The 23782-nt window shown below is 70.3% G+C and carries 18 protein-coding genes; 10 read left to right on the top strand and 8 right to left on the bottom strand.

The genetic code is table 11. The features are described 5' to 3' along the window. Positions 1–165 precede the first annotated feature (165 nt). The 4 genes from Pla163_RS01170 to Pla163_RS01185 all read left to right on the top strand — a co-directional run bounded on the left by Pla163_RS01170 (position 166) and on the right by Pla163_RS01185 (position 5204). Positions 166–1533 carry a hypothetical protein gene (locus tag Pla163_RS01170; protein WP_145182327.1) on the top strand — a complete coding sequence of 456 codons (1368 nt, stop codon included), beginning with the start codon at positions 166–168 and terminating at the stop codon, positions 1531–1533. A 119-nt stretch (positions 1534–1652) separates the two neighbouring features. After that, positions 1653–3641 carry a DUF2075 domain-containing protein gene (locus Pla163_RS01175; RefSeq protein WP_145182329.1) on the top strand — a complete coding sequence of 663 codons (1989 nt, stop codon included), beginning with the start codon at positions 1653–1655 and terminating at the stop codon, positions 3639–3641. Between the two features lie 37 nt (positions 3642–3678). Then, a complete protein-coding gene (locus Pla163_RS01180; RefSeq protein ID WP_419186181.1) occupies positions 3679–4365 on the top strand; it encodes a DUF2238 domain-containing protein in 687 nt (228 codons plus the stop codon). 203 nt (positions 4366–4568) lie between these two features. Then, positions 4569–5204 (top strand): DUF1579 family protein, encoded by a 636-nt coding sequence (locus Pla163_RS01185; RefSeq protein WP_419186182.1) that lies wholly within the window; start codon positions 4569–4571, stop codon positions 5202–5204. Positions 5205–5350: 146 nt separating this feature from the next. On the opposite strand, the gene Pla163_RS01190 is transcribed toward Pla163_RS01185, so the two are convergent. Further along, a complete protein-coding gene (locus Pla163_RS01190; RefSeq protein ID WP_145182335.1) occupies positions 5351–6826 on the bottom strand; it encodes a protein adenylyltransferase SelO in 1476 nt (491 codons plus the stop codon). A gap of 400 nt (positions 6827–7226) precedes the next feature. Continuing rightward, complete coding sequence (locus Pla163_RS01195; protein WP_145182338.1) at positions 7227–9647, bottom strand: hypothetical protein; 2421 nt, start codon at positions 9645–9647, stop codon at positions 7227–7229. Positions 9648–9935: 288 nt separating this feature from the next. Here Pla163_RS01195 and Pla163_RS01200 point away from each other — a divergent pair, with 288 nt between their 5' ends. Then, positions 9936–10235, top strand: a complete 300-nt coding sequence (locus Pla163_RS01200) for a hypothetical protein (protein WP_145182341.1) — start codon at positions 9936–9938, stop codon at positions 10233–10235. 168 nt (positions 10236–10403) lie between these two features. After that, on the top strand, positions 10404–13412 hold the full coding sequence (locus Pla163_RS01205) for a serine/threonine-protein kinase (protein ID WP_145182344.1): 3009 nt from the start codon (positions 10404–10406) through the stop codon (positions 13410–13412). A 34-nt stretch (positions 13413–13446) separates the two neighbouring features. Here Pla163_RS01205 and Pla163_RS01210 read toward each other — a convergent pair whose 3' ends face one another. From Pla163_RS01210 to Pla163_RS01220, 3 genes are all read right to left on the bottom strand, one after another. After that, positions 13447–14022, bottom strand: a complete 576-nt coding sequence (locus tag Pla163_RS01210; protein WP_145182347.1) for a glutathione peroxidase — start codon at positions 14020–14022, stop codon at positions 13447–13449. 116 nt (positions 14023–14138) lie between these two features. Then, on the bottom strand, positions 14139–14690 hold the full coding sequence (locus Pla163_RS01215; RefSeq protein ID WP_145182350.1) for a DUF4345 domain-containing protein: 552 nt from the start codon (positions 14688–14690) through the stop codon (positions 14139–14141). A gap of 3 nt (positions 14691–14693) precedes the next feature. Beyond that, positions 14694–15590, bottom strand: coding sequence for a Rossmann-fold NAD(P)-binding domain-containing protein (locus Pla163_RS01220; RefSeq protein ID WP_419186183.1), 897 nt, complete (start codon positions 15588–15590; stop codon positions 14694–14696). Positions 15591–15792: 202 nt separating this feature from the next. Between Pla163_RS01220 and Pla163_RS01225 the strand changes: the two genes are divergently transcribed. Both Pla163_RS01225 and Pla163_RS01230 read left to right on the top strand, forming a co-directional pair. Next, on the top strand, positions 15793–16830 hold the full coding sequence (locus Pla163_RS01225; RefSeq protein ID WP_145182353.1) for an AraC family transcriptional regulator: 1038 nt from the start codon (positions 15793–15795) through the stop codon (positions 16828–16830). 92 nt (positions 16831–16922) lie between these two features. Next, positions 16923–18947 (top strand): hypothetical protein, encoded by a 2025-nt coding sequence (locus Pla163_RS01230; RefSeq protein WP_145182358.1) that lies wholly within the window; start codon positions 16923–16925, stop codon positions 18945–18947. A 102-nt stretch (positions 18948–19049) separates the two neighbouring features. Here Pla163_RS01230 and Pla163_RS01235 read toward each other — a convergent pair whose 3' ends face one another. After that, entirely contained in the window at positions 19050–19841 is a 792-nt protein-coding gene (locus tag Pla163_RS01235; protein WP_145182361.1) for a queuosine precursor transporter, read from the bottom strand. A 296-nt stretch (positions 19842–20137) separates the two neighbouring features. Between Pla163_RS01235 and Pla163_RS01240 the strand changes: the two genes are divergently transcribed. Beyond that, positions 20138–20416, top strand: a complete 279-nt coding sequence (locus Pla163_RS01240; protein ID WP_145182363.1) for a hypothetical protein — start codon at positions 20138–20140, stop codon at positions 20414–20416. Between the two features lie 247 nt (positions 20417–20663). Here the strand turns inward: Pla163_RS01240 and Pla163_RS01245 are convergent, their stop codons facing one another. Next, a complete protein-coding gene (locus tag Pla163_RS01245; protein ID WP_145182366.1) occupies positions 20664–21356 on the bottom strand; it encodes an FG-GAP repeat domain-containing protein in 693 nt (230 codons plus the stop codon). A gap of 94 nt (positions 21357–21450) precedes the next feature. On the opposite strand from Pla163_RS01245, the gene Pla163_RS01250 reads away from it, so the two are divergent. Continuing rightward, on the top strand, positions 21451–22986 hold the full coding sequence (locus Pla163_RS01250) for a mechanosensitive ion channel family protein (RefSeq protein ID WP_145182369.1): 1536 nt from the start codon (positions 21451–21453) through the stop codon (positions 22984–22986). 32 nt (positions 22987–23018) lie between these two features. On the opposite strand, the gene Pla163_RS01255 is transcribed toward Pla163_RS01250, so the two are convergent. Beyond that, complete coding sequence (locus tag Pla163_RS01255) at positions 23019–23723, bottom strand: 3'-5' exonuclease family protein (protein ID WP_145182372.1); 705 nt, start codon at positions 23721–23723, stop codon at positions 23019–23021. Between the last annotated feature and the right edge of the window lie 59 nt (positions 23724–23782).

Here is a 23782-nt window from a genome sequence, read left to right on the forward strand (position 1 = left end):
GCAGCGTCGAAGCGCCGGGACCGATGCTCCTGTGCGCCACCGGGACGCGCGTGCCCGGCGGGTGGATGGGCGCTTCGGTCGGTCCGCGGCGCCCGGATAGGGTCGACCGTTCGCCGCGCGCGCCTCACCAGCGCACGCTCGTCGCCCCCTCACAACTCGCCCCCCATGGTCGCGCTCGCTTGCCTCGCGCTCGCTCTCGCCGTTCCCTCGACGTTTCTCGCTCCGCCCACCCAGTCCGTCACCGACGTTCAGCCCACGTCGTCCTCCGCGCTGCAGGCCGCCATCGACGCGGCCCAGCCCGGTGACACGCTCGTCGTGTTCGGCGGCGAGTACGAGCCGATCGTCGTCGACAAGCCGCTGCAGATCCTCGGCGTGCCCGCGTTCACGCTGAATCCGTGCCTGTCGCCCGGGCCGGCACCGATCGCGTGTGGCCAGCCGCACGTGACGCTCGCTGGGCCGGGGAGCGGTGTGGTGTGGATCGGGAACTTGGTGTGCGACGGCGACCTGAACGCGCACGTCGGCGTGAACGGTCCGCGCAGGCGCGTCGTCGGGGCGGGCTTCGATCAGGTGTGGTTCACGAGCTGCGACATCGCGGGTGCGCAGTTCACCGGGTTGAACGGTGGAGCCGAGGGCGCGCCGGCCATCGAGCTGACGGGCGTGGACTTCCTCGTGCTGATCGACACGAACGTCGAGCCGGTGGACTCGAAGACCGACATCGCATTCCCGCCCGACTCGCCGACCGGAATCGTTGCGCTGGGCACGACGGTGGTCGCGGTGGGATCGTCGGTGCGCGGCGGCGACGGCGATCTGCAGGCGATCGACTGCGGCTTCTACGACACGAACCTGCTCACGCAGGGCGCGGGCGGGACGGGAGTCGAGTCGCTGCGGCTCGTCGAGTCGGCGTCGACGGTGCGCGGCGGCATCGGGAGCACGTGGTATTGCACGGGTCCGCCCGGCACGACGGGGACGCTGCCCGACGGCGTGGTGTACATCGGCTCCGAGCGCGTGATCCTGCCGCCGAGTGCACAGGACTGCGACGGCGACGGCGTGCCGGACACGGTGGCGATCGCGGCGGGCCTCGCGACCGACTTCGACGGGAACGGCATTCCCGATGTGTGTCTGGCGCCGCCGCTCATGGCCTCGGGGAGCGAGATCAGCCTCTCCCAGGGCGGCGCGATCGACCTGACGCTGACCATGGGCCCGGGTGCGGCGACGGGTCCGTTCGTCCTGCTCGGCAGCGCGTCGGGCACGGCACCGGGGACGCTCGATCCGGTCAGCGGCCTGCTGCTGCCGCTGAACTACGACGCCTACTTCGAGTTGCTGCTCAGCACGTTCGGCGGCGGTGTCCTGTCGCAGATGTCGGGCTTCTTCGACGCCCAGGGCGTCGCGCAGGTGACGCTGACCCTGCCGCCCGGGCTCAGTCCGAGCCTGATCGGGATCGAGCTGCACCACGCGTTCTGCGTGATCGACTTCCTGGGCCCGATCCAGGTGAACTTCGTGAGCAATGCGGTGGGGGTGCGGTTGGGGGGGTGAGGGCCGTTGGTGCAGGAGCTCGGAGAGCCACTGTGGACCAGCCCAACCGTGGAGTACGCAGCAACCAAACTCTCGAAGTCGGAACGGTGAGGCCTCGAGCTGCGGCACACTGAGTCGCCATGAACCGCGCCTACTTTGACTGTTCGTTCCGCGACTTCTGCGCGGTAGACCCGGAGGCCGTCTTGGGCCGACTTGTCAAGGCGCATGGACATGCCACTGAGCACCTCCAGCGGGGCGCATGGGAGGTCGAGATTGCACACTTGCAGTCAAGCCTCAAGCAATGGACGACCGGCCACGTCTTCCTCGAGCTGAGCATCCCACGTATGGGGAAGCGCGCAGACGCTGTGCTCCTCCTCGAGGGTGTTATCTTCGTTCTTGAGTACAAGGTGGGCGAGTCGAACTACACGGCCAGCGCTGCTGCCCAGGCTCTCGACTACGCGCTTGACCTTAAAAACTTCCACGCGGGGTCGCGCGAAGCTCCGATTGTTCCGATCGTTGTTGCGACCAGGGCACAGCGAGAGGAGCCGCGCCTGGTGTATTCCGAGGACGCAGTCTTCGCACCTCTCTACGCCAACAGCGAGAGCTTGGTCGACGTGATAGAGGCGGCGCTCGAGTACAAGTCAGCCTCGATAAACGCCGAAGCGTGGCGCGAATCCGGCTACGAGCCGACGCCGACGATCGTTGAGGCCGCTCGGACTCTCTACGCTGGCCACTCGGTAGCCGAGATCTCACGCTCGGATGCCGGTGCAATCAATCTCTCGCGCACAGCCGCCGCCATCGACGCTCTCATCGATGAGGCGAAGGCGGAAAGGAAGAAGATTGTGTGCTTCGTCACGGGTGTTCCAGGGTCAGGCAAGACGCTCGCCGGGCTAAACGTGGCGACCCGCCGGCATCGGGCGCATGAGGATGAGCACGCCGTCTTTCTGTCAGGGAACGACCCCTTGGTTACTGTGCTTCGAGAGGCGCTCGCGCGCGATGACGTCGAGCGAGCCCGCGTTGCTGAAGCCAAGGTCAAGAAGGACGACGCGAAGCGACGCGCCAACTCATTCATCCAGAACGTGCGCCACTTTCGTGACGATGCACTCACGTCGCGAAGCGCTCCCGCAGAGCACGTTGTGGTCTTCGACGAGGCTCAGCGCGCGTGGGATCAGGCCATGGCGACCAAGTTCATGCAGGAGAAGCGTGGTCAGGCCGGCTTCAACATGTCGGAGCCGCAGTTTCTGCTATCCGTCATGGATCGCCACACCGATTGGGCTGTGGTGGTGTGCCTCGTCGGTGGCGGCCAGGAGATCAACACGGGAGAGGCGGGCTTGATGGGGTGGTTTGATGCCCTCTGGAAGCACTTTCCCGGGTGGACTGTGGCGTACTCCGACCGAATCTCGGGCGCTGAGTACTTCGATGGCGACGAGTTCCATGAACTCGTGGAGGGCCTCCGGGATTCCCGTAGGGCGCCCGACCTCCATCTCGGAGTCAGCCTGCGTTCTTTTCGATCGGAAAGCGTAGCTGCTTTCGTCTCGGGGATTGTCCGCGCCGATGCCAGGGAAGCCCGAAGGCAGGCCGTGGAGTTGGGTCAGTATCCGTTCGTTCTCACGCGTGACATCGATCAGGCGCGCAGATGGTTGCGCGAAAAAGCTCGAGGTTCTGAGCGCTTCGGCCTGGTCGCATCTTCAGGCGCGGTGCGGCTCAAGCCGAGTGGCCTCCACGTCAAGACACGGATCAAGGCCGCCGAGTGGTTCCTCAACCCGAGCGACGACGTACGTTCAAGTTTCGCTCTCGAGGATGCGGCGACGGAGTTCGACATCCAAGGGCTCGAGCTCGACTGGGTTGGAGTGTGCTGGGATGCGAACTTCCGGTATGGGAAGAGTGGTTGGTCCTGTTTCTCCTTCGTAGGCACGAAGTGGAACAAGGTGCACAGGGTCGAGAAAGTGCGATACCTCACCAACGCATACCGAGTGCTCTTGACGCGTGCCCGGCAGGGCGTGGTGATCTACGTTCCTCGAGGAGATGCATCCGATGCCACACGGCTTCCGGAGTTTTACGACAAGACCGCTGAGTTTCTCATCGACTGTGGCGTCGAGCCTCTCGATCAAGTGCTGACGGACATCTGATGCGGTCCGGCGGCGCGAAACCGCCTCGGATTACCCCATGCCCCTCGCCACCCGCGCCATCCTCGCCCTGCGCACCGTCCTCGTCCTCGGTGCGATCCTCGCCGTCGTCCAGGGCCGCTACCTCGCCGCCCTGACCACGCTCGGCATCGTCGGCGCGACCCTTCTGCCCCTCGCCCTCGGCCGCCGCTTCCGCGTGAACCTCCCGCCGCAGATGGAACTGCTCGCGGTCGTCTTCGTGTACGCATCGCTCGGGCTCGGCGAGGTGCACGGGTACTACGAACGCTTCTGGTGGTGGGACGCGCTGCTGCACACGGGGTCGGGCATGCTGCTCGGTATCTTCGGGTTCCTGCTCGTGCACGTGATGAACGAGCACGAGCGCATCGCCATGCACCTGAAGCCCGGCTTCGTCGCGCTCTTCGCGTTCATGTTCGCGGTCGGGCTCGGCGCGCTGTGGGAGATCTTCGAATTCACTGCCGACAGCACGTTCGGGCTGAACATGCAGAAGAGCGGGCTCGTCGACACGATGTGGGATCTGATCGTCGACACGCTCGGCGCGCTGGTCATCAGCCTGCTCGGGTGGCGCGACCTGCGGCGCGGATCGGACCGCTGGTTCCTGCGGAGCTGGATCCGCGAGATGGCGGCCGAGGATCCTGAGGTGTTCGTAGCCAGAACGGCGGAGGAGCGGCTGGTCGAAGGTGACCAATCGGGCGCGCACGTCGACTAGCCGTTCGCAGCGAGGGCCAGGTCGTGGTGCGCACCCGCCACCCGATGCTCGAGGTCCGAGGTCCGAACACGCTTCACGTCGCTCTCCCAACGACGTCGCGCCGCGCCCCCACGTGGGGCCGGTCGCTCGCGCGCCAGGCCAGCGGTTCAGTGGTAGGGTCGGCCGTTCTTTCGCGCTCCGCCCAGCCTCCTCCCCGAGTTTTCATGCGCATCCGACTCCTCGTCACCCTCGCTCTCTCCTTCGCTCTCACCGGCTGCAACAGCACCGGCGACCACCACCGCGGCATTCACGACCGCAGCCAGGTCGAATGGGTCGACTGGGGCGACGACCCGATGGCGAATCCCGCCTTCATGGAGGCGATGGGCGCCGCGGGAGCGCTCGGCCCGCAGCACGCGATGCTCGCGGCGCGCGCCGGCACCTGGAAAGTCGAAGGCGCGTACTGGATGGCGCCCGGCGGCGAAGCGACGCCGATGACGGCCACGGCGCGGATCACGTCGCTGTTCGGCGGGCGCTTCACCGTCGAGTCGTTCGCGAGCGAAATGATGGGCACGCCCTACGAGGGTCTCCTGCACCAGGGGTTCGACAACGTTACCCAGCGCTACTGGTCGATCTGGGTCGACAACATGAACACGGGAGTCTGGATCTCCCACGGCACCGAGATCGAGCCCGGCCTGATCGAGTACCACGGCGTCAACCGCGACATCTTCACGCCCGACGGTCGCCCGTCGCGGATGACGGTGAAGAACAACGGCGACGGCAGCTACACGATGCACATGTACGACTTCCGCGAGGGGACGGACGAGTACGTCGTGATGGAGCTGACGTACAGCCGCGGCTGAGCGCGGAGACACGGCGCGGGCCACCGCATCACGCGACTCGGCGCCACTCGCTCTCGCAGCGAGTGGCGCCGAGTCCGCCTTTCCCCGAGCGGTTCACTCGCAGCGGCGCGCGAGCTCGCTGCCGCGCTCGCTCGACCCCGCCCCGCTCACGTCCCGCAGAACGTCCGGTACGGCTCCGCGTCGCTCGGCGCCGGCTGGGCGTAGGCTTCGCGACCTTCCTGCGCGTCGAACGGGCGCGACAGCACCGCGTGCAGCTCGCGGAACGGTCCGAAGTCGTCGCGCTCGACCGCTGCCGCGAGCGCCTCTTCCACTTTGTGGTTGCGCGGGATGTAGGCCGGGTTCACGCGTGCCATCGCAGCGGCGCGCGCGGCGGGTTCGGCGGACTCGTGCGCGAGTCGCTCGTTCCAGCGCTCGAGCCACGCGTCGATCGCCGGCTCGCCCCCGAACAGCGTGCGCACCGGTTCGCGCTGTCCACCGGCCGCTTCGCACAGGGCGCGGAACGCGTTCGTGAAGTCGATCTCGCCCGCGTACATCGCCGCCAGCAGCGCACCGACCAGCTCGGCGTCGCCGTCGCGCTCGGTGGCCAGCCCGATCTTCGCCCGCATGTGCGCGAGCCAGCGCTGTTCGTAGCGCGGACCGAACTCCTCGACCGCTTCGATCGCACGTTCGACGGCCCGGTCCTTGTCGTCGTCGATGAACGGCAACAGCGTCTCGGCGAAGCGCGCCAGGTTCCACAGGGCCAGGCGCGGCTGGCGACCGTAGGCGTAGCGCCCGTTGCGATCGATCGAGCTGAACACCGTGCCCTCGTCGTAGCGCTCCATGAACGCGCACGGGCCGTAGTCGATCGTCTCACCGCTGAGCGACGTGTTGTCGGTGTTCATGACGCCGTGCACGAAGCCGAGCCGCATCCAGTGGGCGACCAGCTCGGCCTGGCGGTCGCGCACGCGCTCGAGCAGGCGGAAGTAGCGGTCGTCCGCGCCTTCGAGGTCCGGGTCGTGGCGACGGATCGTGTAGTCGGCCAATTGCCGCACCTTCTCGATCTCGTTGCGCGCCGCGAAGTACTGGAAGGTCCCGACGCGCAGGTGGCTCGACGCGACGCGCGTGAACACCCCGCCGGGCAGGGGCTCCTCGCGGTAGACCTGCTCGCCCGTGACGACGGCGGCGAGCGCGCGCGTGGTCGGCACACCGAGCACGTGCATGGCCTCGCTGACCAGGTACTCGCGCAGCACCGGTCCGAGCGCCGACAGCCCGTCGCCACCGCGCGAGAAGTGCGTCGGCCCCGAACCCTTCAACTGGACGTCGCGGCGCCGTCCGTGCGCGTCCACCAATTCGCCGAGCAGCAGCGCGCGCCCGTCGCCCAATTGCGGTGAAAAGCCGCCGAACTGGTGCCCCGCGTAGGCCTGGGCGATGGGCTGCGCGCCTTCGGGCAGTTCCATGCCGCTGAAGATTCGCGCGCCGAGCTCGGAGTCGAGCGCGTCCGCGTCGAGCCCCAACTCAAGCGCCAGTTCGCGATTGAAGGCCACGAGCCTGGGCGCGCGCGCCGCCGCCGGACGAGCGGCCATCCAGAAGCCCTCCATCTCGCGGGCGTAGGTGTTGTCGAAGGGGAACGTGGTGGTGGTCATGGGGTCGGTCTCGCTGCCCGACCACCCTACTGGATCGGCTCTCGGCCAAGTCCGCGGTCGGCGATCCCCGCCGAGCTCCGGAGATCGGTGCGGGTGGGGCGTCGGCGCGTCGTGGACGTACGGCGATGGCTCCGGTGGAAGCGGGCGCGGAGCTCACCCGGGACTTCGCGCAGCGAGCCGGCTCGGGGCCAGCGGCGAGGTGGGCTCGGGGCCTCCAGCTCGGCCGCCCGTGCTCGCTCCGAGGCGTTCCGTTCCCTGTCGACGGGTGGAAGCGGCGGCCGCGAAGAACCTCCTCGTCCTGCACCCGACGCGCCGCTCCGAGATCGGCAGTGCGGCCGAGAGCGTCGACCGTCGAGGTCCCGGACTCGATCGCGCCCCACCGGAGGGCTTCAGACCGAGCTCAGGGAACGATGCGGAACTCGATCCCGTTCGAGAACTCGCTCGCGAAGGTGGCCGTATCGACGACGACCGACTGCAGCGTGACACGTAGATCGACGAGGCTGGCAACGTTCGGGACGGCGAGCGGCATGGTGGCGACGCCCCCGGTCATGGTCGAGAGCGCGTAGTAGGTGGGGAACGGGGAGAGAGCGAGGAGCAGCTCCTGGGTCGCGGCGAGTTGCACCCCGCAGCCCGAGGCATCGACGCTCTTCGTGCCGTAGTAGGTCGCGACGACACCGTCGCTCACGACCGATCCGAGCAGGTCGAGCGGCACGGTCGTTCTGATGCGGGCGGGGAACAACGGTTCGACGTACGTCGCGCCGTTGCCGTAGCAGCCAGGAATCAGCTCCCAGTGGTCGAGGTCGAAGGCGTAGGCCTGACCGTACTCCTGCCACGGATTGACGCCGCTCACGACGAAGGTGTCACCCGCCAGGTCGACGTTCGTGCCGAAGTAGGAGCTCGCACTGGCGTCGGACGCCTTGACGTAGGCGACCTGGACCCAGGTCGGACCCTGGCGCGCGAAGACGTAGGCGGCGCCGGAGAGCTGGGCGAAGACGGAATCGCCCTGTGGCCCGTCGATCCCCGAGGAGGGGCCCCACTCGTTCGGCGCACCGACCAGGATCGTCGTTCCGGAGACGGCTACGCTGTTCCCGAACCAGTCGTTCGCGTCCGTGTTCGATGCCTTGAGGTAGGCGCGTTGGGCCCAGCTCGTACCCGAGCGAACGAAGACGTAGGCCGCACCGGAGAGGTTGGCGCCGTTGTCGTTCTGCGCCCCGTCGACGCCCGTCGCGGAGCTGTCCTCCCATGCGCAACCGACGACGACCACGTCGCCCGACACGTCCACGCTGCAGCCGAACTCGTCGCTCTGGTCGGTGTTGGACGCCTTCAGGTAGGCCTGCTGGTTCCAGTTCGCTCCGGAGCGGACGAAGACGTATGCCGCGCCAGACTTCTGAGCGCTGTTGTCGCTCTCGTTCCCGCCGACACCCGTGGCATTGCTGTCCTCGAGCACCGACGAGACGACGACCGTGTCGCTCGAGATGGCGACATCGGATCCGAAGGCGTCGCCCGGATCCAGGTTGGACGGCTGGAGCTTCGTCTGTTGCGACCAAACCGCCCCCGCGCGCACGAACACGTACGCGGCATTCGCCCCGCTCGCTCCGACGACGATCGTGTCGTCCGACGCGTCGACTCTTCCACCGAACCCGGACGACGGCTGTGTGTCGGACGCTTTGAGGTAGGCCTCCTGTGTCCAGGTCGTTCCCGAGCGGACGAAGACGTACGCAGCTCCGGCCCCGAGGGACGTGTCGTCGATCTGGTCGCCGTTCACGCCGGTCGCGTTGCTCCGCTCCTGGTTCGCGCCGACGACGATCGTGTCGCCCACGATGCTCACGCTGCAGCCGAAGTGGTCCCCGGCGCCGGTGTTCGAGGCCTTGAAGTAGGCCTGCTCGGTCCAGGTGGAGCCGCTGCGCACGAAGACGTAGGCCGCCCCCGAGTCGGTGGCGCCGCTGCTCGCCTGGTTGCCGTTCACGCCCGTCGAGTCGCCGTCCTCCAGCTCCGCGCCGATGACGACGGTGTCGCCGGAGACCGCGACGCCGCTGCCGAACAGGTCGAACACTCCGAAACCGGATTGCAGCGCACTTCCGAGCTTCGCCTGTTCGACGAGGGGGTCGATCGTGATCGGATACCGAGCGTCCGTGTCGTCGACGCGGATCGACAATCCTTCGTCGGTCGCGGCGAGTTCGGCCGGCAGCTCTCGGCCGAGCGCGTCGGCGACGAGCAGGTCGGCGTAGCGAGCCATCGCGGTCCCCGTGGCATCGCGGAGCACGGCGGTACGGGCGTCGTCCGAGATCTCGACGAGGAGTCCACCGCGAACGGCGAGTGCGAGGACGACCTCGCCCTCTCCCGCGGGAGCGTCCGCGAGTTCGAAGCCGTGCTCGAGCCCGCGCGCGCCGTTCACGTACCACTCGACCAGGCCTTCGTTCCAGGTCGCCTCCAACCGGCTGCCCTCGACCGAGTGCGCTCCGCGAGCCAACGCCGGTACGAGGACCCCGTCGCGGCCGAACGCCCTGAGTTCGAGTCCGAACTCCCAGTCGCCGGCGTCGGACGTCACCGTGAAGCCGCGCGCGTCGAAGCGCGTTCGGTACTGCTGCAGGGAGCAGCGTGCCTCGTGCCCGTCATCCGTCGTGAAGATGCGGTGGCGGCTGGTCTCGTAGACGGCGTGCAGACTCGTTCGATCGGCTCCCGACAGCTCGTCGAGCTGGAGCGCGGACGCGGCGAAGCACGGCGGCGCGGCCAGTGCCGCGAGAAGGCCGGTGGCGGCCGTGGCGAGTGCAGCGTGTGCGATGGCGCGGAGCGTCGGGGTAGCGGTGTTGGAGGCGTGCATCGGAGGTCGGGCAGAGGTTGAGCGAGGCGACTTCGAATCGCCGTCTCGAAGCAGAGGGTCGAGGAGGTTTCCTCTTCCGACCCAGAAAGGAGCCGAACAGACCGATGGGCGACTCCGAGCCACTGGGTCACGAATCCAGGCTTGGCGCCACCTTTCTGCGCGATTCGCGCGGCTGTGCGGCTCGGGCGGCGGTCGGGCGGTCCTGAACCTGGCCCCGTGCTCGGTCCTCGGAGGGTGCTCGTCGGCCCGTTCGAGGACACGACGCCGCCCCGCCGGATCCACGACCCAGTGCTGCACGGTGCTGACGAGGCTGGCTGGAGTCCGTCGGGCCAGTTCGTCGTGAACCGCTGCTCGTTCGACTCGGCGACCGCGTGGTGCGTGGCTGCATCGATCGCGACATGGGTCGGCCCAGGTGGGAGCGGCGGCACGTCGAAGCGGCCGCGGCGCGTCACCGAGGACCTGGCGGACGGCGACGCGCCGCGGGCCGGCGGCGAGCTCGGCCTGGAGGTGACGCGGGTGGTCTACGCCGCGTACCTGAGCGCGGAGCGCGGGCGGCGCGTGCTGCTCGACCGGCTGGGCGCGGACTGAGCGCCGGGCTCCCGCACGGGCGACCGCCCCCCCGTGCACGAGCCCGTGGGCTCTCGGCGGGGCGCGCCGGAACCGCTGAGGCGTCGGGAGCGCGTGCGGACGTCGTTCGGTGTCGCATCGTGGCGGCCGTCGGCTCCAGGACGGCCTGTAGACTCGTGCTCCGCCCCCATGTCCACCGACCGCCACACCCGCGCCCGCGAGATCCTCGCCGACGTCCAGCACCTGCCCGCGGCGCGGCGCGAGACGATGATCGAGCGCGCGTGCGGGGATGACGCCGAGCTGCTGCGCGAGGTGCGGGCGCTGGCGGGAGGCGACGGCGCGGCGGGAGCACCCGTTCCCGCCGCAGGCCCCCCGGGCGGGCCCGCCGCCGAGGTCGCCGGCCAGCGCATCGACCACTACATCCTCGTCGAGCCCATCGGCGAGGGCGGCATGGGCACGGTCTGGCTCGCGGAGCAGACCGAGCCGGTCCAGCGGAACGTCGCGCTCAAGATCATCAAGCTGGGCATGGACACGCGCGAGGTCATCGCGCGCTTCGCCGCCGAGCGCCAGGCGCTGGCGGTGATGGACCACCCCAACATCGCCAAGGTGCTCGACGCCGGGGCGACCGACGGCGGCCGCCCGTACTTCGTGATGGAGTACATCGAGGGCGTGCCGATCGTCGAGCACTGCGACCGCGCGCAGCTCGACACCACGGCGCGGCTCGAACTCTTCACCGAGGTGTGCGGCGCGATCCAGCACGCGCACCAGAAGGGGCTCGTGCACCGCGACATCAAGCCGTCGAACGTGCTCGTCGCGTTGCAGGACGGCGCGCCCGTGCCCAAGGTCATCGACTTCGGCATCGCCAAGGCCACCGAGGGCGACGGCGACGCGGAGACGCTGCTGACCCAGGTCGGCCAGGTGATCGGCACGCCGGCCTACATGGCGCCCGAGCAGGCCGAACGCGGCGGCCTCGACATCGACACGCGCGCGGACATCTACTCGCTCGGCGTGCTGCTGTACGAGCTGCTCACGGGCACGACGCCGTTCGACATCGCGACGCTCGTGCAATCGGGCTACGACGAGATGATGCGCGCGATCCGCGAGGTGGAGCCGCCCAAGCCGAGCACGCGGCTCAGCTCGCTCGGCGAGACCGGGACGCGCACGGCGCAGCTGCGGCGCGTGGGCCTGAAGGAGCTGCGCTCCCAGCTCTCGGGCGACCTGGACTGGATCGTCATGCGCTGCCTCGAGAAGGATCGCGAGCGGCGCTACGAGTCGGCGACCGCTCTGGCCGAGGACGTGCGGCGGCACCTGGCCGACGAGCCGGTCACCGCGGGTCCGCCGAGCGCGCGCTACCGCTTCGCGAAGTTCGTGAAGCGCAACCGCGCCCAGGTCGTCGCCGCGGCGATCGTCCTCGTGGTCCTCGTCGCCGGCATGGTCGGGACGACGTGGGGGCTGGTCTGGGCGCTGGACGAGCGCGACCGTGCGGACGCGGCGGCCACCCAGGCCCAGCTCGCCACCGCGGCCGAGGCCGAGCAACGCGCCGCGGCCCAGGAGAGCGAGCGGCGCGCCGTGGCGGAGGCCGAGCGCGCCACGCTCGCGCGGGAAGCCGAGGCCGAGCAGCGCGCGGCCGCCCAGGAGAGTGAGGCGCGCGCCGTCGCCGAGGCGGAGCGCGCGACGCAGGCGGAGGCCGAGGCCCTCGCGCGTGCCGAGGAACTGGAGACCGTGGCGGCCTTCCAGACGGCGCAGCTCAACGGGATCGACGTCCAGGCCATGGGCGCCCAGCTGCGCGAGGCGTTGCTCGCGGCCGTCCCCGAGGCCGAGCGTCCCGCCTTCGACGCGGCGCTCGCTCCGATCAACTTCAGCAACATCGCGCTGGGCACGATCGAGAAGAACGTGCTGGAGCGCTCCTACATGGCGATCCAGCGCGAGCTCGTGGGCCAGCCGCGGGTGCGCGCGCGCATGCTGCGTTCGCTCGCGGTCACCTTCGCCGAGTTCGGGCTGCCGCAGCGCTCGCTGGGTCCCCTGCAGCAGGTCGTCGAGATCTGGCGCGAGCACGGGGCCGAGGACGAGTCCGAGCTGCTCCTCGCCCTCTCCGACATGGGGGCGAGCCTCGCCGACATGGACCGCACGTCCGAGGCCGACGTGTACATCCGAGAAGCGGTCGAGATCGCCCGTCGGACGCGGGACGCGGACGATCCACAGCTGCTCCAGCTGCTGGGGACCCATGGGGTCCTGCTCTCCATGCTCGGCGACTTCGAGGCGGCGGAGGATTTGTTGCGCGCCGCGTACGCGGGTCTGGTGGAGACCACCGGCCCCGAGTCGCTCGACTCGCTGTGGGCGCTGACGAGCCTCGGCAACGTGCTCTCGGAGGTCGGGGCGCTCGAGGAAGCCGAAGAGCTGCTGCGCGCCGCGTACGAACTGCACGTGTCCGTGCTCGGTGAGAGCGATCCTTCCACGCTCCTGGCCCGGATCCAACTGGCGCACGTTCTCCTGTACGTGGGCGAGGAGGACGAGGCCGAGCAGATCTACAGGGAGGTCTACGAGGCGCGGCGGCTCACGCACGGCGACGACCACCTGACGACGCTCAACGCCCTGTACAACTACGCGCAGTCGTTCATGCGTCGGGGCGACTTCGCCGGTGCGCAGGAGCTGCTCGTCGAGGTGCTCGAGGCCCAGCGCCGAACCCTGGGCGACACGCACTGGATGACGCTGAAGACGCTGGAGGGGCTCGGCGATGCCGCGGTGAAGCTCGGACGGTGGGACGACGCCCTGCGCCATCGGCGCGAGGTGTACGACACCGTCGTCGAGGTCGACGGCCCCGAGTCCGAGCCCTTCTTCTACGCGGCCCACGATCTGCTGAAGGTGCTCGAGGACCACGGATCGCCCGCGGAGGCGCTCGAGCTGGCGACCTTCAGCTACGAGAGCGCGCGGGCGACGCTCGATCCGACCAGCGCCATGATCTACGCCTATCTCGCCTCCCGCGGTCGCTCGCTGCTGCGACTCGAGCGCTACGAGGAGGCCGTCGAGGCGTTGACCGAGTCCTACGAGGCCATGCTCGAGATCGGCGGGCCCGACGACTGGCAGACGAAGGACGCGGCCTGGTCGCTCGCCGCGACCTATGACAGCTGGGACCTCGCGGAGCCGGGCCAGGGCTACCGGAAGATCGCGGAGGAGTGGGCCGAACTCGGGGACGACTGAGCCCGACCGTTCGTGCGCCCAGCCGCCGCCGCGTCTACGCGTCGAGCAGCGTTTCGATCGCGCCCGTGAGTTCGGGACCGAGCGGCTCGGTGCGCGCGCCGAAGAATTGCACCGAGGAGCCGTCGCGCGCGATCAGGTACTTGGCGAAGTTCCAGTCCGGCAGTTGACCCGTGCGCGAGCCGAGCAGGCCGTAGACAGGCGACTGGCCCGGGCCGGCCTGCACCTCCACCTTCTCCATCATCGGGAAGGCGACGCCGTAGTTGCGCTGGCAGAAGGTCGCGATCTCCTCGGGCGTGCCGGGCTCCTGGCCCATGAACTGGTTGCTGGGGAAGCCGAGGATCACGAGGCCGCGTTCGGCGTAGCGCTCGTGCAGGGTCTGCAGGCCCTCGAGCTGGGGCGTGAGGCCGCACTTGCTGGCCGTGTTGACGACGAGCACGACCTGGCCCCGCAGGTCGGCGAGCTTCTGTTCGCGCCCCTCGAGCGTGCGGACCTCGAGGTCGAAGAACGACGTGTCCTTCCAGCGCGCGTCCTCGGTCACGTCCTTCGGGGCGGTGTTCGAGCGGCCGAGGACGAAAGCGGCGAGCGAGGCGAAGGGGAGTTTGCGGAGCATGGTGGGGCGGGTGGGAGGAGCGGGCGGCCGCGCCCAGTGTGGCCGACCGGTCGCGAACTGTCGCGGGAGCGGAGGGCGCGCGCACAGCGCTCCTCCCGCACCCGCGCTCCTGGCCGTCAACGCTGCGCGGGCGTGGACCGAGCGCGTCCCAGCAGCGCGAGTGCACAGAGCCCGCCGAGCACGAGCTCGAACCCCAACGCCACGAGCAGCTCGTCCGACGGTCGCCCGTCGAGCACCAGGCTCGAGAGCCGCGCCAGGCCGTAGCCCAGGTAGACCGCCGCCGCCGCGACGAGCGCCGCCGAGGCGAGCGAGGCGCGGAAGGCTCCCGCCAGCGCCACGAGTCCGATCGCGACGAGGGCGCCACCCGGCGCGCGCAGCTCGCTGAGAGCGCTCGCGTGGTGGCCGACCGCGAGGTGCTTTGCGTCGATCCCCTGGGCGGCCTGGAACCCGACCGGGTCCAGCGCGAGCGCCGCGCCGACGCCGATCGCCACCAGGCCACTCGCGGCCAACAGCAGCCGCACCGGCAGCGGCGGCGCCGCTTCGGCCATGGGGTCGGAACCGAGTCCGCCGCCGGGACGGCGATCCGGTCCGTTCGATGGGTTCACCGCGCAGGTCGCGCCCGGGCGAACGTCGAGGCGTTCGCGCGCCGTGAGGTTGGAGCAGGACATGGCTCAGGCCTCCTGGGTGGCGAGGGCCCACACGCCGTCCGCGACCGCGTCCGAGGCGTACTGATCGAACGAGCGCGGCGCGCGGCCGAGCGCGCGCTGGACACCGTCGGTCACGTACGCGTTGTGCCCGTCGAGCACGGCCGTGAACAGATACTCGAGCAGGCCGATCATCGCGGGCGGGAGCCCCGCGTCGGCGAGGCCCGCGGTGAACGCGTCGATCGGGATCTGCACGTACTCGACCGGTCGGCCGGATGCGGACGCGATGCGCGCGATCGCGTCGCCGAACGTCAGCAGCTCGGGGCCCGTCACTTCGTACACCTCGCCCGCGTGGCCGTCCTCGGTGAGTGCCGCGACAGCCACGTCGGCCACGTCGTCGATGTCCACGAACGGCTCGCGCACGTCGCCCGCGGGCAGCGCGACGGTGCCGGACAGGACGAGCTCGGCGAACGGACCCTCGCTGAAGTTCTGCGCGAACCAGCTCGCGCGCACCACGGTCGCGTCGACGCCGCCGGCGGCCGCGGTGTCGAGCACGATCCGCTCGCAACGCTGGGCCTCCTCCTCGCCGCGGCCGGACAGCAGCACGAGGCGCCGCACGCCGAGGCGCACGGCCAGGTCGGTGAAGGCCTGGATCGCGGCCGGCGCGGCGGGCACCGCGAGGTCGGGCGTGTAGACGACGTAGACGCGTTCGACGCCGGCGAGGGCGGGTTCCCAGGTCGTCGCGTCGTCCCAGTCGAAGGGGACCTGGGCCGAGCGCGAGGCGCGGCGCACGGGCAGGCCGCGGGCCTCGAGGCGGTCGGCGACCCGGCGACCGGTCTTGCCGGTGGCGGCGAGGACGAGAGTGAGCGGCTGGGCGGTGCGGGCGTCGTGCGTGGAGGTCTCGGTGGGCATGGCGGTGTTCATGGCGGTGTGGTGGTGGGCTCGGTTCGAGCGGGTGTCGGAAGGCCGGTGGGGGCGGCGCCGGCGGTCCAGCGCCGATCCCTTCACCTGCATGCCGTCCAACCTAGGCGTCCATCGGCGGCGCCTCCATGACGCTGAGTCGCTGGTTCATGCTCATTCGTCCAGATCGCTTGGACCGACGCCCGACGGCCCCTAGGGTGGCGCCATGGCCCAGCACGACCCCCGGCACGACGCCGCCGCGACCGCCGCCAGCGCCCCTTCCGACGCCTTCCCCGCCTCGGCGGACCCGCTCGGCGAGGCCCTGCACTTCCTGCGGATGGACGGCGTGGTCTACGCGCGCTCGGAGTTGACCGCGCCCTGGTCGGTGGCCCTGCCCGCCATGCCCGACTGCGTGCTCTTCCACGTGGTCACCGCGGGCGCCTGCTGGTGCGAGGTGGACGGACTCGAACCGCAGCGGCTCGCGCCCGGCGAGTTCACGCTCGTGCCGCACGGCGAGGGCCACGTCATCACGAGCGCGCCCGGACTGCCGGCCATCGACTTCTTCGACCTGCCCGTCGAGCGCGTGAGCGAGCGCTACGAGTTCCTGCGCCACGGCGGCGGCGGCGAGGCCACGCACCTGATCTGCGGCGCGGTGCGCTTCGACCACCCGGCGGCGCGCGACCTGTTGCGTCTCCTGCCCAAGGTCCTGCGCACGTCGGCCTGGAGTTCGCCGCAGGCCGACTGGATGCAGAGTACGCTGCGACTGATGGGCGCGGAGTCGAGCGGTCGCATGCCCGGCGGCGAGGCGGTGGTCACGCGCCTCGCGGACATCCTCGTGATCCAATCGATCCGCGCGTGGATCGCCGACAACCCGACGGCGCGCACCGGTTGGTTGGGCGCGCTCGACGACGAGCGCATCGGCCCGGCGATCCTGCGCGTGCAGCGCGAACCCGAGCGTCCGTGGACCGTCGAGTCACTGGCGCGCGCGGTGGCGATGTCGCGTTCGGCCTTCGCGGCGCGCTTCAAGGAACTGGTGGGCGAGACGCCGATCCAGTTCCTCACGCGCTGGCGGATGCACGTGGCGACGACGCTGTTGCGCGACGGCGGTGCAACGGTGTCCGAGCTCTCGCACCGCTCGGGCTATCGCTCCGAGGCGGCGTTCAGTCGGGCGTTCAAGCGCGTGATGGGGCACCCGCCGAGTTCGGTCGCGCGCGGTGGGGCGCAGGCCGCGGCCACCGCGCCCGGGGCACCGACCGAGGCCTAGGCTCGCCGCGAGGCTGCGCGACGGGCGTCGGACGTCGCACCTCCACGCGCCGTCCCCACCTCGCGGTCCACGGTCGCTAGCATCGGCGGGCCATGAACTCGCAACGCTGGACGCTCGCACTCGCCCTCCTCGTCGCAATCGGCGCCCTCGTGTGGGTGTTCAGCGGGCCCGCGGAGGGCGACGGCGACGCGTTCGCGCGGACCGAGACCGAACAGAGCGAAGAGGCCGCCCCCGAGGCCAGTGCGCCCGTTGCACCACTCGCGGACGACGAACGCGAAGCGGTCACCGCGCCGCCGACCGACGACGTGGCCGACGTCGCACCGCCCGTCGAGCACGTGGTCGTTCCCGACCCGCGCGCGGACGGCGTTCCGACACGGCGCGTGGACGGAACCGTGGTCGTCAGCGACTCGGCCGGCGTCGAGCACTTCACCGAGAGCGGCACGGGGGCCGCGATGGTGTGGATCGGCAACACCGGCACGCTGGAGAAGCTCGCGATCGAGGACGGGCGTTGGTTCCTCGACGTGCCGCTCGAAGCGCGCCTCGGTTTCCAGGACTTCGTGCTCGGCGGTAGGACGGCGCGGCTCGATGCGGAGGCGCCGCGCGCGATCCCCGATCACGGCCGCGTGACCGTGAACGCGCGCTGGGTCGACGCCGCCGTCCTGCGCGTGCTCGCTGTCGACACGGGCCTCGAGCTCGAGGGCGTCGAGGTGCGCGAGATCGAGAACGACGTCGCCTACCCCGATCTGCCGCGCAGCCCGGGTGCGAGCGGCGAGGTCCTGTTCGCCGCGGCCGCGTCGCCCGTCGAACTGCCGACCACGCGCCGCCCCTTCCAACCGGCGAAGGCGGTCCTGCGCGTGCGCGCGCCCGGCTATGCCTGGGGAGCGATCACGGTGGATCTGCTCGCCGGTGGCCAGCACGACATCGTGCTCGAGCGCGCCGGTGGCCTCGACGTGGCGCTCGTCGGTGATGCGAGCGGCGCCACCTTGCGCGTCGAAGTGCCCTACGAGGAGTGGATCCGTGGGACGCCCGTGTTCGCGCGGGTGGACGACGCGACCCGCCAGCTCCTGCTCGAGAACGCGAATGGCCAGCGCGGCCCGCTGATCCGCGAGCAGGCCCTCGGCGACGAGCGCGAGATCGCGATCGACTCGATCCCGCCCGGCGACTACGACGTGCGCGTCGAGTTCGGGGCAGCGACCGCGGAGCCGGTCCTGCTCGGCCTGGCGCGCGCGCTCGTCCCGGAAGGTGGGCGCGGCTCCGTCGCGGTCACGATCGAACCGCCGCCCGAAGTCGTGTTGGTCCCGCTGCGCGGCGAGGTCGTGGTGCCGCCCGAGTGGGGGCTCGGCGCCGGCTTCATCCTGAACCTCGAACTGCTCGACGAGCCGGCCCCCGGCCGCTCCGCCCACAGCCATCCCGACGTGCGCTTCCCCGCGGACGCGAACGGCGTGTATCCGTTCGACGCGGGCGCGGTGGAGCCCGGGCGCTACGTGGCGTACGTCCACTTCCACATGCTCGCGGTCGAACTCGTCGTCGGACCCGAAGGGGCGATCGACGCGCGCATCGAGTTCCCACCGCCCGCGCGCGTTCGTATCGAAGCGCGCGACGCGGCCGGCGCCACGGGGCCCGAAGCGGGCCTCACGACGATCATATGGCACTCGCTCGGCTCGTGGAACACGGACAGCATCACGCGCGCGCAGGCCGACGTCGACCTCGAGACGGGCCTGTTCGAGTTCTTCGCGCCACCGGGGAGGATCGAGGTCGGGCCGGTCGGCAGCGCCTGGGAGAGCGGACCGCAGCAGTTCGACGTGGTCGCCGGAGTGAACGCGTTCACGCTCGACGTCCGTCGCGGTCTCGGCTTCCGCCTCGTGCTGATGGACGGCGAGACCGCGGTCCCGATGGGCACGTTCGCGGCTTTCGTCCAAGCGGTTCGCGTCGACGCCGAAGGCACGTCCAACGGCACCTACGTGACGGCGCGCGGCACCGAGTTCTCCGTCCCCGCGCCCGGGACCTACGCGGTGCAGGTTCCGCAGATCGCGGGCTTCCGGCCGCTCGCCGTGCAGGAGATCCAGATCGGCGCGGGCGAGTTCGTCGAGCGCGTCGTGCAGCTCGTCCGGGAGTGAGCCGGGACGACGTGTCGGTGGACTGCGTGTCGGTGAGCGGCGTGCCTGTGAGCGGCGTGCCTGTGAGCGGCGTGTCGGTGAGACGCGCGTGAGTGGACGGCTTCAGATCGGCGCGTCGTCGCCCATCGCCGAACGCCGCATGCGCTCGGCCGTCTCCGGACCGAGGTAGCGCTCGATCGCGCCGTGCACCAGGTAGATCACCGGTGTCAGCGCGATCGCCATCGTGAACTTGTAGGCGTAGTTGACGAGGCCGATCGAGACGATGCGCTCGACGCCCCAACCGGTCGCCGGGTTCAGACCGAACGCGATCCACAGCACGACGAAGCTGTCGAGCAGTTGCGACACGAGCGTCGAACCGGTCGCGCGCGCCCAGATCCACTTCTCGCCCGTGCGGCGCTTCAGCCAGTGGAAGACGACCACGTCCACGAACTGGCCGACGAGGAACGCGACGATCGAGCCGGCGATGATCCACAGGCCCTGGCCGAAGATCGACTCGAAGGCGAGCTGCATGTCGACCGTGCGACCGTCGCCGACCTCGCGCACGAGCCAGAAATCCGCCGGCACGAGCTGGATCGCGAGGAACACCATCGCGAAGGCGTAGACGATCATCCCGACCGCGATGAACGACAGCCGCCGCACCCCGCGCTGACCGAAGTACTCGTTGATGATGTCGGTCAGGACGAAGACGACCGGCCACAGGATCACGCCCGCCGTCAGGTTGAAGGACAGGGGCTCGTCGATGAACGTCTGGATCGCCGCCGGCGCGAGGCCGAGGGTGCGTTCGAGCGAGAACAGCTTCACGCCGACGAACTCGGCCAGGAGCGCGTTCGTGACGAAGAACGCGCCCAGGACGAGGAACAGCCGCGAGGGCCTGGCGTCGACGGATTCGTGCATGGGGAGCCGGGGGTGGTCGGCCGAGCATTGTGCGGTGGGGCGCGCTCGGTCGGCGAACTCGCTCCATCCCAGCGGGTCGATCCGGTGCGCCGCAGCGGCGGGCGGACCCGGAGCCGGCGGGCTGGCGAGTCGGATGCGCGGGGTCGGATTCGCAGGGTCGGTGGCGCAGAGTCGGTGGCGCAGAGTCGGTGGCGCGGGTCAGGACGCAGCTCGGTGCACGGGATCGCGACCCGCCGCCGCCTCGATCGCCCGAATCCGACGATACCCGGTCGCCTCCGGCGTGCGATCCTCTCGCGATGACCACGGAAGAGACGACGCCGGACGCGACGGGAGCCCACGACCTGTCGCGCGACCTCGGTGAGCAGCCGCTCGCCCGCAAGATGGCCGAGCGCGGGCTGCGTCCCGCGCACCTCGTGGAGGCGTCGACCGAGCAGCTGACGCACCGCATGGTCACGCGCGCGATGAAGGGTCGGCGACTCACGCCGAACACCATGAACAAGGTGCTGCGGGCCTGGAACGCGGCCGCGAGCGCCAGCGACCGCCACGGCGACCTGTTCACCTACGACCCGCGCTAGCCGTGTGAGCCACACGCTCGGGGCGCGGACTTCCTGCGTGCCGGCAGCCGCGCCCGCGCGAGTGCGCTGCTGCGTCAGGCCCCCGAGACCTACGGCCCGGTACCCGTCGAGAGGGGCGAGTCGCCGGTGCGCCACGCATCGGGTCCCGTGCGGAGCGCCGCAGCGGCTCGACGGAGCGCACCACACCACGAGGACGATCGGTGTCAGGACTCGGGCCGGCTCGGCGGGCCGTGCGCGACGCTCCGTGTCAGCGATTCGGTCCGCCCGCGTTCCCGAACAGACGCGAGCCCGACACCACGGCGATCCAGCCGTGCGTCTCGAAGAGAGCGTCGAGGACGTGCTCCGCGTCGTACACCCGCGCGAGTCGGGGGTAGACGAGCGCCAACTCCCCGAAGCCGTCGCCGTCCAGGTCGCCGAGCGAGAAGGCGCGATCGTCCCGCTCGTACTCGAGCAGGTCGCGATCCTCGAACAGGACGCTTCCGTCCGCGCCCGAGATGACGCGGACCAGGCCGTACTCGAGGCCGCTCGACGCGCCGGCCAGGATCACGTCCGCGACTCCGTCCCCGTCGAGGTCGAGAGGCCGGTTCGCGTCGCGCGGCGGAGCGGATCCTCCAGGCGCCGAACCGCGTCGCACGTTCCCGCTCGGGTAGTCGATCGTGAACACCTCGTTCGCGCGCGTGAGGTCGTTCGAGGGCAGCGTCGCGACGAACGACGTGCCGGAAGGCGCCGGCGCCACGTGGTACGCGGACAGCGGTCGCGACTCGGGGACCTCGACGATCAGGACGACGCCGTCGGGGCGCGGCTCGAGCCGATGTCGATCCACGAAGGTGAGCTGCGCGACGACCAGCGCGGCCAACACGGCGACGCAGCTGACGACGAGCAGCGCGAGCTTCCACGGCGTGACGGGGGCGCGCGGTCGCGGAGGGTCGAGTTCGGACACGCCCTGATCGTAGCGCGGAGGTGCTGCCCGTCCGTGGTGAGCGTCCGCTCCGAGTCGCGGGGGATGAACGGCGACGCCCGGCCATGCTCGGCGCATGCGCGACACGACGACATGTACGCGGTTCGGCGGAAGGGGAGCGCTCGTGGTGGCGACGTTCCTCCTGGTCTCGATCGCCTGTGGCGCCGCGTGGGTCGGGAGCGCTGGTGCAGCGCAGGAGTCGGGGCTCGGGGAGGAGGTGCACAAGGACGGCGGGACCGTCGACGAATCGGAGTCGGTTCGTGCGGCGTCGCCGATCGATCCGCAGGACGGCGCCGTCGGCGACGCTGCCGAAGTTCAAGCCGAAGCCGAGGCCGATCGCGCCGCCAGCGAGGCCGAGACCACCGAGATCCGCAGCGAGGAGGCCAAGCTCGGCGCGCGCGCGGCCGCGATCCTGGCGGCGGTCGACGACTTCGATGCGCTGCACGTGACGGTCGAGGCGGGGATCGTCGTGCTCTCCGGGACCGCGCCGTCGAGCGACGTGGTCGACCAGGCTCGCGCGACGCTCGAACAGCTCGACGGCGTCCTGATGGTGATCGACGACGTCGCGATCGAGCGGGCTCTGAGCGTGCGCCTCGGAGACTCCTGGCGCTCCGTGGTCGTTCAACTGCGCGAGGTCGTCGTGGCGCTCCCGCTCTACCTCGCGGCGTTGGCGATCGTTGTGCTGTTCTGGCTGCTCGCGCGGGTGTTGCGCGACGTCGACCTCCTGTACCGACCCGCGAGCAGTCGCGCCCTGCTACAGCTGCTCCTGCGTCAGACGGTGTACTTCGTCGTCGTGGTGCTGGGTGTGGTCGCCGCGCTCCGGTTCGTCGACGCGGGCGGTGTGATCGGGACGATCCTCGGTGCGGCGGGAGTGTTGGGCATCGCGCTCGGCTTCGCGTTCCGCAACATCGTGGAGAACTACCTCGCCGGCGTGCTGTTGGCGGTGCGTCAGCCGTTCCGCGCGCGCGACGTGGTCGACATCGACGGTCAGGTCGGCACGATCCTGCGCATGACCGCCAGCGAGACCACGCTGATGGACGTGGAAGGCAACCACGTGCGGCTGCCGAACGCGATGATCTTCAACGGCAAGGTCCTCAACTTCACGCGCAACCCGCTGCGTCGCTTCACGGTATCGGTGGGGGTGGGGACGACCGTGGACCTCGAACAGGCCCAGCGCGTCGGCATCGAGACCCTGCTCGGCATGAAGGGCGTGATCGACGACCCGGACCCGTCGGCGATCGTCGCGACGCTGGGCGACTCGTCGGTCCAGCTCGAGTTCTACGGATGGGTCGATCAGCAGGCGTCGAGCTACTCCAAGGTCGCTTCCGAGGCCAATCGCCTGGTCAAGGAAGCGTTCGACGCCGCCGGTATCGAGATGCCGCCGCCCGAGTACGCGCTGCGGCTTCGGTCGGCGCTCCCCGTGGAGTCCAGCGTCGACTCGTCCGACTCGGGCGCGACGCCGGCGTCGGTCACGCCTGCGCGGTCGCCCGTGGCACCGAAGGTCGGACCGGCACCGCGCGGCGACTCGATCGACGTCTCGCCCGAGAGCGACATCGACGGACAGGTGGCGAAGGAACTTGCCGAGTCGACGGAGAAGGACCTGCTCGAGTAGCGCGGGCGTACTCGAGGAGGTCCGGGCGCGTCTCAGGCGCTCGCGTCGAGCCAACCCGTGAACTTCGAGCGCGGCCACGGATCCGTCATCCACGACGTGTCCGGCAGCGGGCGATCGAGCAGTTCGCACACAGGGTGGAGCGCGGGCATGGCGTGGGACTTCGGCTCGCCGCGCGCTGAGATCCAGCGCAGTTCGCCGGTCCGCTCGATGTGTCCGAACACCTGCTCGGTCAAGCGGCAGTCCTGCGCCACGTAGTCGAGCACCGACTGTCGATTGCCCGCCTGCCACTCGTGCGGCGCGGCGGCTCCGTCCATCGACTTGCCCTCGGTGATGTGGAAGCCACGGGCGACTTTCGCGAGCGCGACGGGGAAGCCGCGCTCGACGAAGAGCTGGAACATCGGGTCGTAGAGGTCGAGCGCGATGTGCCGCGCGAGGCCGAGATCCTGCGCGGCGACGCCCATCCAGCGCAGGTCGAACGCCAGGCCGTTCCAGGCCACGAGGCGCGCGCCGGCTTCTTGTTCGCTCCGCAGGTGCATCAGCGCCGCGTGCACGTCGGCGGGCGCCATGTGCGCGTCCGGCTCGCCCGCCGCGTCGCGGCCGTACCAGTGCGTGACCGCGTTCCCGTCGTAGGCGGCGGCGCACGCGATGCGGAACGGGCCGCGACCGTTCAGGTCCTCGCCGGGAGCGAGGTCGATGATGTCGGCGAGCTCGATGTCGAAGGCGATGCAGGACGTCACGCTCGACACCCTAGCGCCTGCGCCCCCTCTTCCCGCCGCAGACCTAGACTGCGATGCCC

It is taken from the genome of Rohdeia mirabilis, from assembly GCA_007750655.1.
Lineage (GTDB): Bacteria > Planctomycetota > UBA1135 > UBA1135.

Excerpts from the sequence above, each read along its gene's own strand:
- Pla163_RS01170 (WP_145182327.1), top strand. The coding sequence starts at position 166 with ATGGTCGCGCTCGCTTGCCTCGCGCTCGCTCTCGCCGTTCCCTCGACG.
- Pla163_RS01175 (WP_145182329.1), top strand. The coding sequence starts at position 1,653 with ATGAACCGCGCCTACTTTGACTGTTCGTTCCGCGACTTCTGCGCGGTA.
- Pla163_RS01180 (WP_419186181.1), top strand. The coding sequence starts at position 3,679 with ATGCCCCTCGCCACCCGCGCCATCCTCGCCCTGCGCACCGTCCTCGTC.
- Pla163_RS01185 (WP_419186182.1), top strand. The coding sequence starts at position 4,569 with ATGCGCATCCGACTCCTCGTCACCCTCGCTCTCTCCTTCGCTCTCACC.
- Pla163_RS01190 (WP_145182335.1), bottom strand. The coding sequence starts at position 6,826 with ATGACCACCACCACGTTCCCCTTCGACAACACCTACGCCCGCGAGATG.
- Pla163_RS01195 (WP_145182338.1), bottom strand. The coding sequence starts at position 9,647 with ATGCACGCCTCCAACACCGCTACCCCGACGCTCCGCGCCATCGCACAC.
- Pla163_RS01205 (WP_145182344.1), top strand. The coding sequence starts at position 10,404 with ATGTCCACCGACCGCCACACCCGCGCCCGCGAGATCCTCGCCGACGTC.
- Pla163_RS01210 (WP_145182347.1), bottom strand. The coding sequence starts at position 14,022 with ATGCTCCGCAAACTCCCCTTCGCCTCGCTCGCCGCTTTCGTCCTCGGC.
- Pla163_RS01215 (WP_145182350.1), bottom strand. The coding sequence starts at position 14,690 with ATGTCCTGCTCCAACCTCACGGCGCGCGAACGCCTCGACGTTCGCCCG.
- Pla163_RS01220 (WP_419186183.1), bottom strand. The coding sequence starts at position 15,590 with ATGAACACCGCCATGCCCACCGAGACCTCCACGCACGACGCCCGCACC.
- Pla163_RS01225 (WP_145182353.1), top strand. The coding sequence starts at position 15,793 with ATGGCCCAGCACGACCCCCGGCACGACGCCGCCGCGACCGCCGCCAGC.
- Pla163_RS01230 (WP_145182358.1), top strand. The coding sequence starts at position 16,923 with ATGAACTCGCAACGCTGGACGCTCGCACTCGCCCTCCTCGTCGCAATC.
- Pla163_RS01235 (WP_145182361.1), bottom strand. The coding sequence starts at position 19,841 with ATGCACGAATCCGTCGACGCCAGGCCCTCGCGGCTGTTCCTCGTCCTG.
- Pla163_RS01240 (WP_145182363.1), top strand. The coding sequence starts at position 20,138 with ATGACCACGGAAGAGACGACGCCGGACGCGACGGGAGCCCACGACCTG.
- Pla163_RS01250 (WP_145182369.1), top strand. The coding sequence starts at position 21,451 with ATGCGCGACACGACGACATGTACGCGGTTCGGCGGAAGGGGAGCGCTC.